Consider the following 16,300-nt stretch of genomic DNA (forward strand, 5'->3'; position numbering starts at 1 on the left):
CAGTCGGAGCGCCGACCGGGGCGAAGGGCCCGGTGGCAGGCGCCCGCGCCGCGCACGCGGACCGCGGCCGTGGCCGACGACTTCCGTCGCCGGACGACGCGCTCCGGTGCGCTCGTCACGAGCGACGACCGACCGCCCCGAGGGGCCGCACGGTGCGGGGCGGTCCCTGTGGCAGCAGGAGCACGACGCGTGACGCTCGACAGCACCTCCGACAGCACTCCCTCAGAGTCGACGGCGGACACCGCCGCGACCCACGACCGGGCCGAGAGCCCGACCACCGCCGGGCGCAAGCCCGCCCGCCGCCGCGCCACCCGCAGCGCGGCGCCGCCCCAGGCGCTCGCCGCACCGCCAGAAGGTGCGACCACCCCGGTCGACGTGCCCACGGCACCCGCCGACCCGGCGCCGGTCGCCGAGGCGGCGGCACCCGACGCGGCCGAGAAGAAGCCCGCGCGCCGGTCGCGCCGCGCGACCCGCGCGACGTCCGCGACCGTCGAGCCTGCCGTCGACGCCCCCGCGGCCTCCGCCGCCGGTTCGACCGCGGCCCCTGCCGCCGAGGCGGCGTCCTCCGCAACTCTGGCGTCCTCCGACGTCCCGCCCCCCGCCGAGGCCGAGCCTGCGCCGGAGACGACCGCCCCGAAGGGCCGTGGCCGCACCGCGCGCCGCGCCCAGGGTGGCGCGAAGAAGCCCGCGACCGCCGTGACCGACGCCCCGCTCGACGTGCTCTCGGAGTTCGGGCTGAGCGCGGCCCCCGCCGTGGAGCAGGCAGCGCCCGCGGCCACCGGCCCGGACGCCGACGCGCTGCTCGGAGCGTCCGACGCGCCGCGCAAGGCAAAGCGCACCCGCACCACGCGCAAGGCGGCCCCGGCGGACGACGTCGCCGCGCCCGACGCGCCCGAGGTGGAGCCCGCCGCGCCGACCGCGCCTGCGCAGGCCGCGTCCGAGGCGCCCGCGGAGAAGAAGCCCGCACGCCGCTCGCGCCGCGCGACCTCCGCAGCCGGCGCCCCGACCGCGAAGGCCCCGACCGCGAACGTCGCCGACCCGCAGGCGCCGGTGACGACGGCCGACGACGCCGCGCCTGGCGAGCCGGACGCGCCGGCCTCCGAGGAGGCGCCGAAGAAGCCCGCGCGCCGCTCGCGCCGCGCCACCTCGAAGACCGCCCCCGCCGAGGCCGCGACCGAGCCGCAGCAGGCGGTCGAGACGGCGGCGAGCGACGCTCCGGCGCCCACGGCCGCACCCGAGACCCCCGTCTCGCCCGCGGCCACCGGCGCGGGCACGAGCACGCCGCGGCTCGCGACGACCGCCCTGCTCTTCCAGGCGCCCGACCCCGCGGCCGCGCCGCGTCGTCCCCGCCGGGCCCAGAGCCCGGCCGGTCCGCCGCGCCACGTCGAGCCGACCCCGGTGGCCTCGGCCGCCCCTGTCGCGGCCGAGCCGCGCGAGCGGGCTCCGAAGGAGTCCGCGGCCGCCCCGGTGGCGTCCGAGCGCACGGAGGACGTGACGGTCGAGGTCGCCCTCACGGGCGAGGACGCCGCGGCCGTCGAGGAGATCGAGGCCATCGAGTCGGAGCTCGTCGCCGAGGGGATCCAGCTCCCCGACGACGCGTTCGGCCCGGAGGACTTCGCCGACCTGGACGATGCCGAGCCCGAGGCCGCCGAGGACCAGGCCGCGTCCGACGACACGGACTCCGGTCCCCGCCGCCGTCGTCGCCGTGGTGGCCGCGGTCGCCGTGGTCGCCCGGACGCCGGGCGCGAGCAGGACGAGAACGACGAGACCCCCGCCGAGGGGGACGAGCCGACCGACGCCGGCGCGACCGCCGAGGCGGACGAGCCTGAGCACGACGCTGCCGACGCCGAGCCCGGCGAGGACGAGGCAGGCGGCAGCCGCCGTCGGCGGCGCCGCCGCCGCGGTGGTCGGGGTGAGAGCGGCGAGAGCTCTTCGACCCGTTCGCGGCCCCGCGAGCGCAGCCTGGCCGACGAGGTCACGGCGCTCAAGGGCTCGACGCGTCTCGAGGCGAAGCGTCAGCGTCGCCGCGAGGGGCGTGACGCCGGTCGTCGCCGCCAGATCATCACCGAGGCGGAGTTCCTCGCGCGCCGTGAGGCGGTCGAGCGGTCGATGGTCGTGCGCGAGCGCGCGGGTCGCACGCAGATCGCCGTGCTCGAGGACGGCGTGCTCGTCGAGCACTACGTCTCCCAGCAGTCGCAGGCGTCCATGGCGGGCAACGTGTACCTGGGCCGGGTCCAGAACGTGCTGCCGAGCATGGAGGCCGCGTTCATCGACGTCGGCAAGGGCCGCAACGCGGTGCTGTATGCGGGCGAGGTGAACTGGGACGCGGCAGGGCTCGAGGGCCAGCCGCGCCGGATCGAGCAGGCGCTCAAGTCGGGCGACTCCGTGCTCGTCCAGGTGACCAAGGACCCGATCGGGCACAAGGGCGCGCGGCTCACGTCGCAGATCACGCTCGCGGGCCGCTACCTCGTGTTCGTCCCGGGCGGTGGCATGACGGGCATCAGCCGCAAGCTCCCGGACACCGAGCGCAACCGCCTCAAGAAGATCCTCAAGGAGGTCGTGCCCGACGGCGCGGGCGTCATCGTGCGCACCGCCGCCGAGGGCGCGAGCGAGGAGGAGCTGCGCGCCGACGTCGAGCGTCTGCGCGGGCAGTGGGAGGCCATCGAGAAGAAGTCGAAGAGCGCCTCGGCGCCGGCGCTGCTCCAGGGCGAGCCCGACCTCGCGATCCGCGTGGTCCGCGACATCTTCAACGACGACTTCAGCTCGCTCGTCGTCGAGGGGGACGGGGCGTGGAGCGAGATCTCCTCGTACGTCGAGGAGCTCGCCCCGGACCTGCGCGAGCGTGTCTCCAAGTGGACGGGCACGCAGGACGTCTTCACGGTGCACCGTGTGGACGAGCAGCTCGCCAAGGGCATGGACCGCAAGGTCTGGCTGCCGTCGGGCGGCTCGCTCGTCATCGACCGTACCGAGGCCATGACGGTCGTCGACGTCAACACGGGCAAGTTCACCGGCTCGGGGGGCACGCTCGAGGAGACGGTGACGCGCAACAACCTGGAGGCGGCCGAGGAGATCGTCCGCCAGCTCCGGCTGCGCGACATCGGCGGCATCATCGTCATCGACTTCATCGACATGGTGCTCGAGTCCAACCGCGACCTCGTGCTGCGCCGCCTCGTCGAGTGCCTGGGCCGCGACCGGACCAAGCACCAGGTCGCCGAGGTCACGTCGCTCGGGCTCGTGCAGATGACGCGCAAGCGCGTCGGCCAGGGCCTGGTCGAGGCGTTCAGCGAGACGTGCGAGCACTGCCACGGGCGCGGCTTCATCGTGCACACCGACCCGATCGAGAAGTCGGGCGGCAACGGTCGCGGGGGCCACGACCACGGCAGCAGCGGCGGCACGGGCAGCAGCCCTGCTGTCGAGGAGCCGGCCGAGGCCGGTCGCTCGCGGTCGCGCCGCAAGCGTGGGTCGGGATCCGGCCCCGCGGCGGCCAAGGACACCGCCATCACGCTCCCGCAGCCGGCCGTCCCGGTGCTGCCGGAGGTCTCGTCCGAGGCGCGCGAGGCCGTGAAGGCCACGCTCGCGACGATCGCCGCGGCCGCGGCGCACGCCCACGAGCACGAGCACGAGCACGACGGCGCGGACACCGCGCCGGTCACCGGCGACGACGCGCGCACGGAGCCCGGCGAGGAGTGACCGGGACCGCACCCGGCGGCGTACCGCTGTACGCCGCCGGGGCGCGCGCCCGCCTGCGCGGGTGGCGCGCGGACGACCTCGCCGCGTACCGCGCGTGGCTACGCCCGGAGCACGAGTGGCACCGGTGGGACGGCCCGTACTACCCCGTGCCCGACGCCGCTGCGTCCGATGCCGCGGTCGCGCGCCTCGCCCGCGCGGCCGCTGCGCAGGCCGCCCGCCCGGACGGCCTGGACGACGACGGCCTCCCGCCGCGGCGCGTCGTCGTCGCCGACGAGGAGGACCGCCTCGTGGGGACGTGCTCCTGGTACTGGGAGTCGGCCGAGACGCAGTGGGCACGGGTCGGGATCGGCCTCTACGACCCCGGGGTGCGCGGCCGCGGCCTGGGCCGCGACGCGCTCGGCGCGTGGATCACCTATCTGTTCTCCGTGACGGACTGGGTCCGCCTGGACCTCGCGACGTGGTCCGGGAACGCCGCGATGCTGGGCGCGGGCCGAGCCCTCGGCCTCGTCGAGGAGGCCCGGTTCCGCGACGCCCGCGTCGTCGACGGCGTGCGGCACGACGCCGTGGTCCTGGGCGTCCTGCGCTCGGAGTGGACCGCCGGTCCCTGACCGGTGCGCGACCGTCTTCGTCCTCGTCACCTGCACCTGGCATCATGCGCCCATGGGTTACGACCTCTCGGGCCGCCTCGTCGTCGGCGTCGCCTCGTCCGCACTGTTCGACCTCACCGAGTCCGACCGCGTGTTCCGCACGCAGGGGGAGGCGGCGTACCGCGAGTTCCAGGAGCGCCACCGCGACGACGCGCTGGCCCCGGGCGTCGCCTTCGGGTTCGTGCGCCGCCTGCTCGCGCTGAACGACCTGGCGCCGTCGGCGGACGACCCGCTCGTCGAGGTCATCGTGATGTCGCGCAACTCGCCCGAGACGGGCCTGCGGGTCATGCGCTCGATCCGGCACCACGACCTCGACATCACGCGCGCCGTCTTCCGCCAGGGCCGCAGCCCGCACGAGTTCATCCGCCCGCTGCACGTCGACCTGTTCCTCTCGGCCGACGAGCGTTCCGTGCGCGACGCGGTCGACCTCGGTCTGCCGGCCGGGTACGTGCTGGACCCGACGTTCGCGGACGAGGCCGGCGACGAGCTGCGCATCGCGTTCGACTTCGACGGCGTGCTCGCCGACGACTCGTCCGAGCGACACTTCCAGGACGGCGGCCTCGCCTCGTTCCGCGAGCACGAGGCGCTCAACGCCGACGTCCCGCTCGGGCGCGGCCCGCTGCGCGAGCTGCTCGTCGGCATCCACCGGGTGCAGGTCGTCGAGCGCGAGCGGAACGCGACCGACCCGTCGTACCGGCCGCGCGTGCACGTCTCCCTCGTCACGGCGCGCTCGGCCCCGGCGCACGAGCGCGCGGTCGCGACGCTGTCGTCGTGGGGCGTCACCGTCGACGACGCGTTCTTCCTCGGTGGGGTGGACAAGGACGGCGTCCTCGAGGTGCTGCGCCCGCACATCTTCTTCGACGACCAGCGCGCCGTCGTGGAGGCGACCCGCCGGGTCGCCCCGTCGGTCCACGTCCCCTACGGCGAGCTCAACCGTGGCGTCCTGCCCGCGGACCCGGCGCTCGACACCCGGCGCCCGCGTCCGGCCGACGCCGTGCCGCCCGCGCCCGCGCGGCGCGAGGCGGCCACGCCGCCGGCACCGGCCCCGCCGACGGGCGAGCGCGACGCCGAGGAGGAGCCGGCGCCGCCGCGCGGCGACGAGGTCCGCGCCCGGGGGACCGGCACGCGCGAGCTCCCGCTCGTGCGCTCCGTGCCGGGCATCGGTGGTGCGGGTCTCGCCGGTCTCGCCGGGGCGTCGACGGTCGTGCCCGCCGCGGAGCCGGCGCGCGAGGCCGAGCGTCCCGAGCCGACCCTCGGCCCCGCGGCCTCCGCTCCTGCTCCGCAGGACGACGAGGCCGGGCCGGAGCCGGCGACGAGCCCGGAGCCCACGGGCCGTCCGTCCGGCGCCGAGGACTCGGCGCCCACCGGGATCACGCTCCTCAGTCGTCGCGACCTCGCGCGCCCGGGGGCGCCCGACCGCGTGTCGGTGCTCGGCCCGGCAGCGGAGCCCAAGCCGCTCCCGGTCCGCCCCTCGTCGAACGGCTCGGCCCGGCACCACTGACCGGCGCACCCACCCCCGCGTCGCGCGCCGTCGGGGTCCGGTGGTTCACTGCTCGCATGAGCGGCGCCGCACGTCTCCCCGATCCGTCGCCCCGCATGGGCGGACGCGTCGAGGTGGTGTGCGGCCCGATGTTCGCGGGCAAGACCGAGGAGCTGCTGCGACGGGTCCGGCGGGCCGAGGTCGCGGGACGCCGCGTCGAGGTGGTCGGCCACGTCCTCGACACACGGCGCGGCACGGGCACGGTGAGCTCGCACTCCGGTCTCGCGATCCCGTCGCGCACGGCGCGCGACGCGACCGACCTCGCGCGGCTGGTCCACGACGGTGGCGCGCTCGACCTCGTCGCGGTCGACGAGGCCCACTTCTTCGGTCCCGAGATCGTCGACGTCGTGCAGCGCTTCGCGGACGACGGGCTCGTGGTGGTCGTCGCGGGCCTCGACGTGACGTTCGACGCGCGGCCGTTCGAGCCCCTGCCGACGCTCGCGGCCCTCGCCGAGCGCGTCGACAAGCTCACCGCCGTGTGCGCGGTGTGCGGTGAGGACGCGGCGTTCCATGTGCGGGTGGCTCCGGAGGCGACGGCCGACGACGGACCGCGCGACCCGCTGGCACCCGTCGCCGCGCACGTCGGCGGCGCAGAGAGCTACGAGGCGCGGTGCCGCGCGCACCTGCCCGCGGCGCCGTGGCGGGTTCAGCCGGCCGGCGACCCCGGAGGACCGGGCGGGTCCTCGACGAGCGGGACGAACGAGTAGGAGCCGTGCTCGCTCACCCGGGCGCCACCCGGCGCGTCCGGGTCGGCCTCGACGAGCAGCATCGTGTGCCGGACCGGGACCACCATCCGGCCGCCCGGCGCGAGCTGGTCCACCAGGGCGTGGGGGAGCGCGTCGGCCGCCGCGGAGACGAGGACCCGGTCGTACTGCTCGCCCGGTGTGCCCAGGACGCCGCGCCGCGCGGGCTCCAGGCGCGCCCAGGGGACGTGCGCCGTCGCGACGTTCGCGGCGCCCCACGCGGCGAGGTCGAGGTCGCGCTCGAGCCCGAGCACGCCGCCCGACGGCCCGACGAGCACGGCGAGCAGCGCCGTCGTCCACCCGGAGCCGGCGCCGACGTCGAGGACCCGGTGGCCGGGGGCGACGTCGAGCAGCCGGAGCATCGCCGCGACGGTCGAGGGCTGCGAGTTCGTCTGGCCGTGCCCGATCGCGAGCGGGCGGTCCTGACCGGCCCAGCGGCGTTGCGCCCGGGGGAGGAACGCGCGGCGGTCGACCGCGCGCATCGCGGCGGCGACGGCGTCGTGCCCGCGACGGCGGCTGCCGTCGGGCGGGCCTGCCGGGCGCATGCGACCACCTCCACCGCCAGCGTAGGCACGGCCGTGCGCCACGCGCCCTCCGTCGTGGCGGTCGCCGGCGGTGGTGGGGTCGGACGACGACGGACGCGACCGGACCTCTCCCGGTGGCGAGGGCGCACGCGCAGCGGGATGCTCGACGGGTGCGCGGGCGCGTCGGTGCGCCCGCCCCGGACGGGGGAGCCCGGCATGAGCGGCACGGTGGCACGGATCACGCACATCAGCGCGCGGTCGGACACGAGCTTCGAGGACGCCGTGAAGATCGGCGTCGAGCGCGCGGCGAGCACGCTGCGCAACGTCTCGGGCGCGTGGGTCAAGGAGCAGAAGGTCGACATCGTCGACGGTCGCATCACGACCTGGCAGGTCGTCCTCGAGATCACGTTCGTCCTCGAGTAGGGCGTCGGTCGGAGGACCGCGGGACGAGGCCGTGGCGCGCGAGCGATCGCGCGCGCGGCCATGGCCCGCGCCATTTGACCTGCCCAGTCGAATTCCGTAGTCTTGAACGTCGGCGCGCCCAGGCGCGCCGGTCCCGTGTGCCCACGGACGACTCGCACTCGCACGCCGCGGCGTGGCCGGAGTCTCCAAGACGAACTCGCCGTGACGAGCACGCCAAGACTAGGAGAGATGAGCAGCAACGTGGTGTACGCGATCGTCAAGGCCGGTGGCCGTCAGGAGAAGGTTTCCGTCGGCGACATCGTCGTGGTGGACCGGGTGTCCGCCAAGGTCGGTGAGTCCCTCGAGCTGCCCGCTCTCCTGCTGGTGGACGGGGAGAAGGTGACCACCGACGCGGCGAAGCTCGCGAAGGTCAAGGTCACCGCCGAGGTCGTGCAGGACGAGAAGGGTCCGAAGATCACGATCCTGCGGTACAAGAACAAGACCGGTTACCGCCGTCGTCAGGGTCACCGTCAGCAGCTGACCCGCCTCAAGGTCACCGGCATCAAGTGACCTCGCCCGGCGCGAGGTAGCGGCCACGGGCCGCCCCGCGCCGATCGGCACCCTCCCTCAAGCAACCAGCACGAAAGCAGGTTCGTCATGGCACACAAGAAGGGCGCGAGCTCCTCGCGCAACGGTCGCGACTCGAACGCCCAGCGCCTCGGCGTCAAGCGCTTCGGCGGTCAGGTCGTCAAGTCGGGCGAGATCATCGTCCGCCAGCGCGGCACGCACTTCCACCCCGGTGAGAACGTCGGCCGCGGCAAGGACGACACGCTGTTCGCCCTGGCCGCCGGTGCGGTCCAGTTCGGCACGCGTCGTGGCCGCAAGGTCATCGACATCGTCGCCGTCGAGGGCTGAGCGACAGCCACAGGCTTCGAGCAGGAGGGGCGCACCGACGCGGTGCGCCCCTCCTGCTGTTTCTCGCACACCCACCTCTGAGAGGATCGTTCCATGGCCAGCTTCGTCGACCGTGTCGTCCTGCACGTCTCCGGCGGCAACGGCGGGAACGGGTGCGCCTCGGTCCGTCGCGAGAAGTTCAAGCCGCTCGCCGGCCCCGACGGCGGCAACGGCGGCGACGGAGGCACCGTGCGGCTCGTGGTCGACGCGCAGACCACCACGCTGCTGGAGTACCACCACTCGCCGCACCGGCACGCGACGTCCGGCACGCAGGGCATGGGCGACGACCGCGACGGCGCGAACGGCGACGACCTCGTCCTGCGCGTGCCGGACGGCACCGTCGTCAAGGCGACGGACGGGACCGTCCTCGCCGACCTCGTGGGCGACGGCGCGGAGTACGTCGTCGCCGAGGGCGGCCGCGGCGGGCTCGGCAACGCCGCGCTCTCGTCGCCGCGCCGCAAGGCGCCGGGCTTCGCCCTGCTGGGCGAGCCGGGCGAGGAGCGGGACGTCGTCCTCGAGCTGAAGACGATCGCCGACGTCGCGCTCGTCGGGTACCCGAGCGCCGGCAAGTCGTCGCTCGTCGCCGCGATCTCGGCCGCGCGGCCCAAGATCGCCGACTACCCGTTCACCACGCTCGTGCCGAACCTCGGCGTCGTGCAGGCGGGCTCGGCGCGCTTCACCGTCGCGGACGTCCCGGGCCTCATCCCGGGCGCGAGCGAGGGCAAGGGGCTCGGGCTCGAGTTCCTGCGCCACATCGAGCGCACCGCCGTGATCGTGCACGTCCTGGACTGCGCGACGCTCGAGCCGGGTCGCGACCCGATCAGCGACCTCGACGTCATCGAGGCGGAGCTCGCGGCCTACGCCCAGGACCTCGACATCGAGGGCGGCCGCGTGCCGCTCACCGAGCGCCCGCGGCTCGTCGTCCTCAACAAGATCGACGTGCCCGAGGCGCGCGAGCTCGCCGACCTCGTCAAGCCCGACCTCGAGGCGCGCGGCCTGCGCGTGTTCGAGATCTCGACGGCCAGCCACGAGGGCCTGCGCCCGCTGACCTACGCGCTCGCCGAGCTCGTCGAGAAGGCGCGGGCCGAGGCGCCCGCGCCCGAGCCGACGCGTGTCGTGCTGCGGCCGCGCGCCGTCGACGAGGCCGGGTTCACCGTCACCCGCAAGGGCGGGGCCACGGACTACTGGTTCGAGGTGCGCGGCGCCAAGCCCGAGCGCTGGGTGCGCCAGACGGACTTCAGCAACGACGAGGCCGTCGGCTACCTCGCCGACCGCCTCGCCCGCCTGGGCGTGGAGGAGAAGCTCTTCGCCGCCGGGGCCGTCGGGGGCGACGAGGTGCGCATCGGCACCGACGCCAACGCCGTCGTCTTCGACTGGGAGCCGACGCTCATGACCGGCTCCGAGCTGCTCGGCGGCCCGCGCGGCTCCGACAACCGCCTCGACGAGCGTCTGCGCCCCACCCGCTCGGAGAAGCGCCGCGAGCACCACGAGCGCATGGACGCCAAGGCGGAGGCGCGCCGCGAGCTGTGGACCGAGCGCGAGGCCGGCACGTGGACGGACCCCGACGCGGACTGACGCGGGTCCGTTGTGGGCATGGAATGGGCCCGGTCCCCTCGTGGGGACCGGGCCCATTCCATGCCCACAACCGGTTCGGGGCGTCCTGGTCCGTGAAATCCTGCGCGCCCGCGACCGTCCGGCGGCGATGATGGGACGCGTGAACGCGCTGTCCTCCCGCTCCGAGATCGCCACCGCCCACCGCGTGGTGGTGAAGATCGGCTCGTCCTCGCTCACGGGCGCGGACGGGCACCTCGACCTCACCGCCCTGCGCGCGCTCGTCGACGTCCTCGCGGCCCGACGCGCGGCGGGCGGCCAGGTCGTGCTCGTCACGTCCGGGGCGATCGCCGCGGGGATCGGGCCCCTGGGGCTCGCGAGCCGGCCGCGCGACCTCGCGACGGCGCAGGCGACCGCCTCGGTCGGCCAGGGCATGCTCGTCGCCCGCTACACGGAGGCGTTCGCGGGGCACGGGCTGCGCGTCGGGCAGGTGCTGCTGACCGCGGAGGACACCGTGCGCCGAGGGCACTACCGCAACGCCCAGCGCTCGCTCGAGCGCCTGCTCGACCTCGGCGTCGTGCCGATCGTCAACGAGAACGACGCCGTGGCGACGGACGAGATCCGGTTCGGCGACAACGACCGCCTCGCCGCGCTCGTCTCCCACCTCGTGCGCGCCGACGCGATGGTCCTGCTCACGGACGTCGACGGCCTGTACGACGGCCCGCCGTCGCGCCCGGGCACGCGGCGGATCGCCGAGGTGCGCTCGGCCGCCGACATCGAGGGCGTCGAGGTCACGGGCCGGGGGAGCGCCGTCGGGACCGGCGGGATGCTCACCAAGCTCGAGTCCGTCTCCATCGCGACCGGTACCGGCATCCCCGTCGTGCTGACGAAGGCGCAGAACGCCGCCGCCGCGCTCGCGGGCGACGCCGTCGGGACGTGGTTCGCGGCGACCGGCAAGCGGACGACGCGCCGGCGGCTGTGGCTCGCGCACGCCGCGCGCACGCGCGGCCGGCTCGTCCTCGACGACGGCGCGGTGAAGGCCGTGCAGGGAGGGCGCGCGTCGCTCCTGCCCGCGGGCGTCACGGCCGTCGAGGGGGAGTTCGACGCCGGGGACCCGGTCGAGCTCGTGACGTCGGACGGTCGCGTGGTCGCCCGCGGGCTCGTCGCGTTCGAGTCCCGCGACATCCCCGACCTCCTCGGCCGGTCCACCACCGAGCTGCGGGCCGAGCTGGGCGAGGGGTACGACCGCGAGGTCGTGCACCGCGACGACCTCGTCCTGGTCCGCAAGCGCGCCCGCTGACCGGCCGTCGGACGGCGCCCCCGGCGCACGGCCGGCCGACGTAGGCTCGGTCCATGACCACCACCGAGGACGCGCCCGTCGTCGCGGGCGCCGCCGAGCCCCAGCCCGCCGGTCCCGCCGCAGCGGGTGCCGCGACCGACGTCGCGACCGCCGTCGAGGACGTCGCGCGCCGCGCGAAGGTCGCCTCGCGCACGCTGGCGACGGCCACGCGCGCGACCAAGGACGCCGCCCTCCTCGCGCTCGCCGACGCGCTCGTCGCGGCGACGGCGGAGATCGTGGCGGCGAACGCCGTCGACCTCGAGCGCGAGCGCACGAACGGGATGAGCGAGGGCCTGCTCGACCGCCTCGCGCTCGACGGCCCGCGCATCGCCGCGATCGCCGACGCGCTGCGCGCCCTCGCGGGCCTGCCGGACCCGGTCGGGGAGGTCGTGCGCGGCTCGACGCTGCCGAACGGGCTGCGCCTGCGCCAGCTGCGCGTGCCCATGGGCGTCGTCGGCATGATCTACGAGGCGCGGCCCAACGTGACCGTCGACGCCGCGGGGCTCGCGCTGAAGAGCGGCAACGCCGTGATCCTGCGCGGCGGGTCCGCGGCAGCGAGCTCCAACGAGGTGATCGTGGGCGTGCTCTCGCGCGCTCTCGAGGCGCAGGGCCTGCCGGGCGACCTCGTGCAGTCGATCGACCGCCACGGGCGGCCTGGCGCCGTCGCGCTCATGCACGCGCGCGGGCTCGTGGACGTGCTCGTGCCGCGTGGCGGGGCCGACCTCATCCGCACCGTGGTCCGCGAGTCGACCGTCCCCGTCATCGAGACCGGCGTCGGCAACGTCCACGTGTACGTCGACGCGAGCGCGGACCGGGCCATGGCGCTCGAGATCCTGCTCAACGCCAAGACGCAGCGCGTGGGTGTGTGCAACGCCGCGGAGACGCTCCTGGTCCACGCGGACGCCGCACCGGACTTCCTGCCCACCGCTCTCGCCGCTCTCGCCGCGGCGGGCGTCGTGGTGCACGGCGACGACCGCACGGCCGCTCTCGCGCCCGAGGGTACCGGGGTGCTCCCCGCCACGGACGAGGACTGGGCGACCGAGTACCTCGCGCCCGAGATCGCGGTCCGCGTCGTCGACGACCTCGACGCCGCGATCGAGCACGTGCGCACGTGGACGTCCGGGCACACCGAGGCGATCGTCACGCGCGACCTCGCGTCCTCGGAGCGGTTCGTCGCGGAGCTCGACTCGGCCGCGATCATGGTCAACGCCTCGACGCGGTTCACCGACGGCGGCCAGTTCGGCCTCGGCGCGGAGATCGGCATCTCGACGCAGAAGCTCCACGCGCGCGGCCCCATGGGCCTGGCCGAGCTCACGACGACGAAATGGGTCGTGCACGGCGACGGTCACGTTCGTCCGTGACGAGCGGTTCGTCGGCAAGTACCTGATACCTGCAGGACCAGGCCGGCGGGCGGTCGTGAGAGACTGGTCGGCGACCGGAGCCCGTCCGGTCCGCCGTCGGGCCGGTCCCGGCAGGCGTACCGAACCACCGCACCACCCCGGGCCGCGGCACGACACCGTCCGCCCCGGGGACGACCTTCGAGGAGGACGTCGTGATCTCTGCCGTCGTGCTGGCCGCCGAGGAAGGCGCCGAGGCCGCGTCGCACCTGCCCATCCCGCCGCTCGCGTACGGGCTGCTCGGGTTCGGCGGGCTCGTGGCCCTGCTGCTCGTGACCTACGCGTTCCGCAGCGTCGGCACGCGGCACTGACCGGTAGGGAACGACGGAAGCGCCCGCGACCGATGACATCCCGATGAGCCCGCGCCGTCCCCGCCTGGGGGTGATGGGTGGCACGTTCGACCCCATCCACCACGGCCACCTCGTCGCGGCGAGCGAGGCCGCGGCGCGGTTCGACCTCGACGAGGTCGTGTTCGTCCCCACGGGCAAGCCGTCGTTCAAGCAGCACCAGAGCGTCAGCCCGGCCGAGCACCGGTACCTCATGACGGTCATCGCGACCGCCTCGAACCCGCGCTTCACGGTGAGCCGGGTCGACGTCGACCGGCCGGGCCTGACCTACACGGTCGACACGCTGCGCGACCTGCGGGCCGCGCGTCCGGACGCGGAGCTGTTCTTCATCACGGGTGCGGACGCGATCGAGCAGATCCTCACCTGGAAGGATGCCGACGAGCTGTGGAAGATGGCACACTTCGTGGCTGTCTCCCGCCCGGGCCACAGCCTGAGCGTCGAGGGTCTGCCGCCGGGCGTGGTCACCATGCTCGAGGTCCCGGCCCTCGCCATCTCGTCGACGGACTGCCGTCGGCGTGCGGAGGCGGGCCAGCCGGTGTGGTACCTGGTTCCGGACGGCGTGGTCCAGTACATCGCCAAGCACGGTTTGTATCGAGGTCAGCACGATGAGTGACAACGGCAGCAACATGCAGCCCGTCCGCCCCCTCACGCGGCGCGAGATGCGCGAGCGCGAGCAGGCGGCCGCGGCCGAGCGGTCCGCGCAGCCCGGCACGCCTCCACCCGCCCCGGCGACCGGCGCCGGCGGGTGGCAGCAGCCAGCCCCGGCGCGGCCCGCCGCTCCGGCGACACCGTCGCCGTCGCGCCGCACCCTGCGCGAGACGACCGGCCCGACGGACTACCCGTCGCAGCCGTCCGTCGTCCGCCCGCCGGCCGCCTCGGGCGGCATGCGCGGCCTCGACGAGACGGGCCGGCTCACCCCGGTGCAGGAGACCGCGGAGCGCGTCGCGATCCGCCCGCCGGCCCCGACTCCCGTCGTGCCGACGCGCACGAGCTCCCGCCCCCCTGCGGGCACGCCGCGGCCGACCGTGCCGGGCGCCACCGGCCCCGTCCGCCCCCCGACGCCGTCCGCCCCCGTGGGCGGCTTCGGCTCCGCGCCGGTGGGCCGGGTCGGAGCGCCCGAGGCGCCACCTGCCCAGCCGCAGCGGCTGTCGGCCTTCTCTGCCCCCGCCGCGGCACCTGCCGCGCCCTCCGCCACGCCGGCTCCCGCACCCGCTCCCTCGCCGTGGGGCTCGACCGCGGCGCCCGCGCCTGAGCGCACGCCTGCTGCCGCGCGGCCCCCGGCTCCGCCTGCTGCGGCTGCGCCCGCCGAGGCCCCGGGGGCCGCGCTCCCGTGGTCGGCGATCACGTCGGGCTCGGCACCCGAGCCGGCGAGCGCGGGCCGCGAGCCCGTCTCGCCCTTCGGCGGCGTGCGCGAGCAGGCGGCCGCGGCGCCCGCCGCCGCGAGCGGCCCGTCCGACGACCTCTTCCCCCGTGTGCGCGCCCGCGCGGACGACCTCGACGACGAGGCGGACGACGACCTCGACGACGAGCCGCGCGGCCCCTCGTACACGTGGCTGCACTACCTCATCCTCGTCGCCGTGGCGTTCGTCCTCGGCCTGCTCGTGTGGACGCTCGTCTCGCGCGACGACCCGGGTCTCGCCACCGAGGACACGAGCGACTCGGCGTCCGCCGTGTCGACGTGGGACGGCCCCGGCACCCTCGACACCGGCCGCTGAGCGGCCGCACCACGAACGGAGACACGTGACTGCCACCGAACGAGCCGTAGAGCTCGCCGTCATCGCGGCGCGGGCGGCGTCCGACCGCAAGGCCGAGGAGATCATCGCGCTCGACGTGAGCGAGCAGCTCGTCCTCACGGACGTGTTCCTCATCGCCTCCGGGTCGAGCGAGCGCCAGGTCTCGGCGATCGTCGACGCGGTCGAGGAGGCGATGTACAAGGCGGGCTCCAAGCCGATCCGTCGCGAGGGCAAGCAGGAGGCGCGCTGGGTCCTCATCGACTTCGGCGACGTCGTCGTGCACGTGCAGCACTCCGAGGACCGCGTCTACTACGCGCTCGAGCGCCTGTGGAAGGACTGCCCCGTCGTCGAGCTCCCCGAGGACGCGCGCGGCGGCGACGGCACGGCCGACGACGCCGACGACACGACCCGCGGCGACGGCGCCATCCGCCTCTCGGGGGAGCCCCTGGCGTGACCGCCGGCACGCTCGTCCTCCTGCGCCACGGCCGCACGGCGTACAACGCCGCGATGCGCCTGCAGGGCCAGGTCGACATCCCGCTCGACGACGTCGGGCAGTGGCAGGCCGAGCACGGCGCGAAGGCGCTCGCGAGCGCGCACCGTGCGACGCGCGTCGTCGCGTCCGACCTCGTGCGTGCCGCGGACACCGCGCGCGCGTACGCCGGTGCGATCGGCGCGGACGTCCAGCTCGACCCTCGGCTGCGCGAGCGCGGCTTCGGGGAGTGGGAGGGCCTGACGGGCCCGGAGATCGCCGAGCGGTGGCCCGAGGAGTACGCGGCGTGGCGCCGGGGCGAGGAGCCCACGCGCGCGGGCGCCGAGGCCAAGGCCGACGTCGCCGCGCGCCTCGTGGAGGCCGTCACCGAGCACGTCGAGGCCCTCGAGAAGGACGACACGCTCGTCGTCGTGTCCCACGGCGCCGCGATCACGCTCGCCGTCACCGCGCTGCTCGGGCTGGACCCGGAGGGCTGGCGCGGGATCTCCGGGCTGCACAACGTCCACTGGTCCCACCTGCACCGCTCCGCGCCCGCCGCGACGCCTGCGTGGCGCCTCGTGGCGCACAACGTCGGTGCCGGTTTCCCCCTCGACGAGTGGAACGCCGGACCGGATTGGAATCTGGAGCCGGTTTCTGCGTAGACTAGCGACGCTCCGCAGGACGGGAAACCGGCCGGGGGAGTGTTCATCCAGTGTTTGACCAGGATCTTCGCAGATCCACGGGGCTGTGGCGCAGCTGGTAGCGCACCTGCATGGCATGCAGGGGGTCAGGGGTTCGAGTCCCCTCAGCTCCACCGAAACACCAGGACAGAGGCCATCCCAGAGCTCTAGAGAAGGGCTCCAGGATGGCCTCCATCCATTTTCCCTCGACTTCACTGCTCCATCGCGATCTGACACTCGTCCGCTCCGAGGCGTTGCGGACGGTTGCGACGCACCTCGCGCAC

Annotated in this window: 16 protein-coding genes and 1 tRNA gene; 16 read left to right on the forward strand and 1 reads right to left on the reverse strand. The window is 75.3% G+C overall.

Going from position 1 to position 16,300, the window contains the following annotated elements; all coding sequences use genetic code 11:
- Positions 1–189 precede the first annotated feature (189 nt).
- From AC6CH9_RS17140 to AC6CH9_RS17155, 4 genes are read left to right on the forward strand one after another with little or no spacing between them, the layout of a single operon-like run.
- Positions 190–3,690 carry an Rne/Rng family ribonuclease gene (locus AC6CH9_RS17140; RefSeq protein ID WP_498155975.1) on the forward strand — a complete coding sequence of 1,167 codons (3,501 nt, stop codon included), beginning with the start codon at positions 190–192 and terminating at the stop codon, positions 3,688–3,690.
- Positions 3,687–4,298, forward strand: coding sequence for a GNAT family N-acetyltransferase (locus tag AC6CH9_RS17145; RefSeq protein ID WP_498155976.1), 612 nt, complete (start codon positions 3,687–3,689; stop codon positions 4,296–4,298). Before AC6CH9_RS17140 ends, AC6CH9_RS17145 begins: the two co-directional genes overlap by 4 nt.
- Before the next feature lie 52 nt (positions 4,299–4,350).
- Positions 4,351–5,838, forward strand: a complete 1,488-nt coding sequence (locus tag AC6CH9_RS17150; protein WP_498155977.1) for a 5'-nucleotidase — start codon at positions 4,351–4,353, stop codon at positions 5,836–5,838.
- A gap of 56 nt (positions 5,839–5,894) precedes the next feature.
- Entirely contained in the window at positions 5,895–6,584 is a 690-nt protein-coding gene (locus AC6CH9_RS17155; RefSeq protein WP_498155978.1) for a thymidine kinase, read from the forward strand.
- Here AC6CH9_RS17155 and AC6CH9_RS17160 read toward each other — a convergent pair.
- Positions 6,524–7,165 carry a protein-L-isoaspartate O-methyltransferase family protein gene (locus AC6CH9_RS17160; RefSeq protein ID WP_498155979.1) on the reverse strand — a complete coding sequence of 214 codons (642 nt, stop codon included), beginning with the start codon at positions 7,163–7,165 and terminating at the stop codon, positions 6,524–6,526. The two genes, AC6CH9_RS17155 and AC6CH9_RS17160, sit on opposite strands and share 61 nt — an antisense overlap.
- Before the next feature lie 195 nt (positions 7,166–7,360).
- Here AC6CH9_RS17160 and AC6CH9_RS17165 point away from each other — a divergent pair, with 195 nt between their 5' ends.
- From AC6CH9_RS17165 to AC6CH9_RS17220, 12 genes are all read left to right on the forward strand, one after another.
- Positions 7,361–7,567, forward strand: a complete 207-nt coding sequence (locus tag AC6CH9_RS17165; RefSeq protein ID WP_047234741.1) for a dodecin family protein — start codon at positions 7,361–7,363, stop codon at positions 7,565–7,567.
- Between the two features lie 240 nt (positions 7,568–7,807).
- Positions 7,808–8,116 (forward strand): 50S ribosomal protein L21, encoded by a 309-nt coding sequence (gene rplU, locus AC6CH9_RS17170; protein ID WP_498155990.1) that lies wholly within the window; start codon positions 7,808–7,810, stop codon positions 8,114–8,116.
- Positions 8,117–8,203: 87 nt separating this feature from the next.
- Complete coding sequence (gene rpmA, locus AC6CH9_RS17175) at positions 8,204–8,461, forward strand: 50S ribosomal protein L27 (RefSeq protein ID WP_047234735.1); 258 nt, start codon at positions 8,204–8,206, stop codon at positions 8,459–8,461.
- A gap of 93 nt (positions 8,462–8,554) precedes the next feature.
- A complete protein-coding gene (gene obgE / locus AC6CH9_RS17180) occupies positions 8,555–10,075 on the forward strand; it encodes a GTPase ObgE (RefSeq protein WP_498155980.1) in 1,521 nt (506 codons plus the stop codon).
- Between the two features lie 130 nt (positions 10,076–10,205).
- On the forward strand, positions 10,206–11,351 hold the full coding sequence (gene proB / locus AC6CH9_RS17185) for a glutamate 5-kinase (protein WP_498155991.1): 1,146 nt from the start codon (positions 10,206–10,208) through the stop codon (positions 11,349–11,351).
- A gap of 53 nt (positions 11,352–11,404) precedes the next feature.
- Positions 11,405–12,751 carry a glutamate-5-semialdehyde dehydrogenase gene (locus tag AC6CH9_RS17190; protein WP_498155981.1) on the forward strand — a complete coding sequence of 449 codons (1,347 nt, stop codon included), beginning with the start codon at positions 11,405–11,407 and terminating at the stop codon, positions 12,749–12,751.
- Between the two features lie 191 nt (positions 12,752–12,942).
- Positions 12,943–13,098 carry a hypothetical protein gene (locus tag AC6CH9_RS17195; RefSeq protein WP_021483496.1) on the forward strand — a complete coding sequence of 52 codons (156 nt, stop codon included), beginning with the start codon at positions 12,943–12,945 and terminating at the stop codon, positions 13,096–13,098.
- A gap of 43 nt (positions 13,099–13,141) precedes the next feature.
- Positions 13,142–13,747, forward strand: a complete 606-nt coding sequence (gene nadD / locus AC6CH9_RS17200; RefSeq protein ID WP_498155982.1) for a nicotinate-nucleotide adenylyltransferase — start codon at positions 13,142–13,144, stop codon at positions 13,745–13,747.
- A complete protein-coding gene (locus AC6CH9_RS17205) occupies positions 13,740–14,849 on the forward strand; it encodes a hypothetical protein (RefSeq protein ID WP_498155983.1) in 1,110 nt (369 codons plus the stop codon). Before nadD ends, AC6CH9_RS17205 begins: the two co-directional genes overlap by 8 nt.
- Positions 14,850–14,874: 25 nt before the next feature.
- Positions 14,875–15,321, forward strand: a complete 447-nt coding sequence (gene rsfS / locus AC6CH9_RS17210) for a ribosome silencing factor (RefSeq protein ID WP_047233694.1) — start codon at positions 14,875–14,877, stop codon at positions 15,319–15,321.
- Positions 15,318–15,998, forward strand: a complete 681-nt coding sequence (locus AC6CH9_RS17215; RefSeq protein ID WP_498155984.1) for a histidine phosphatase family protein — start codon at positions 15,318–15,320, stop codon at positions 15,996–15,998. The genes rsfS and AC6CH9_RS17215 overlap by 4 nt, the downstream gene beginning before the upstream one ends.
- Before the next feature lie 79 nt (positions 15,999–16,077).
- Positions 16,078–16,150 (forward strand) — tRNA-Ala (locus AC6CH9_RS17220).
- Positions 16,151–16,300: the final 150 nt, after the last annotated feature.

The organism is Cellulosimicrobium sp. GQ32, assembly GCF_059758455.1.

What these genes read in the sequence shown, in the direction of transcription:
- AC6CH9_RS17150 (WP_498155977.1), top strand. Translation starts at nt 4,351, where the DNA reads ATGGGTTACGACCTCTCGGGCCGCCTCGTCGTCGGCGTCGCCTCGTCC.
- AC6CH9_RS17155 (WP_498155978.1), top strand. Translation starts at nt 5,895, where the DNA reads ATGAGCGGCGCCGCACGTCTCCCCGATCCGTCGCCCCGCATGGGCGGA.
- AC6CH9_RS17160 (WP_498155979.1), bottom strand. Translation starts at nt 7,165, where the DNA reads ATGCGCCCGGCAGGCCCGCCCGACGGCAGCCGCCGTCGCGGGCACGAC.
- AC6CH9_RS17165 (WP_047234741.1), top strand. Translation starts at nt 7,361, where the DNA reads ATGAGCGGCACGGTGGCACGGATCACGCACATCAGCGCGCGGTCGGAC.
- rpmA (WP_047234735.1), top strand. Translation starts at nt 8,204, where the DNA reads ATGGCACACAAGAAGGGCGCGAGCTCCTCGCGCAACGGTCGCGACTCG.
- obgE (WP_498155980.1), top strand. Translation starts at nt 8,555, where the DNA reads ATGGCCAGCTTCGTCGACCGTGTCGTCCTGCACGTCTCCGGCGGCAAC.
- proB (WP_498155991.1), top strand. Translation starts at nt 10,206, where the DNA reads ATGGGACGCGTGAACGCGCTGTCCTCCCGCTCCGAGATCGCCACCGCC.
- AC6CH9_RS17190 (WP_498155981.1), top strand. Translation starts at nt 11,405, where the DNA reads ATGACCACCACCGAGGACGCGCCCGTCGTCGCGGGCGCCGCCGAGCCC.
- nadD (WP_498155982.1), top strand. Translation starts at nt 13,142, where the DNA reads ATGAGCCCGCGCCGTCCCCGCCTGGGGGTGATGGGTGGCACGTTCGAC.
- AC6CH9_RS17205 (WP_498155983.1), top strand. Translation starts at nt 13,740, where the DNA reads ATGAGTGACAACGGCAGCAACATGCAGCCCGTCCGCCCCCTCACGCGG.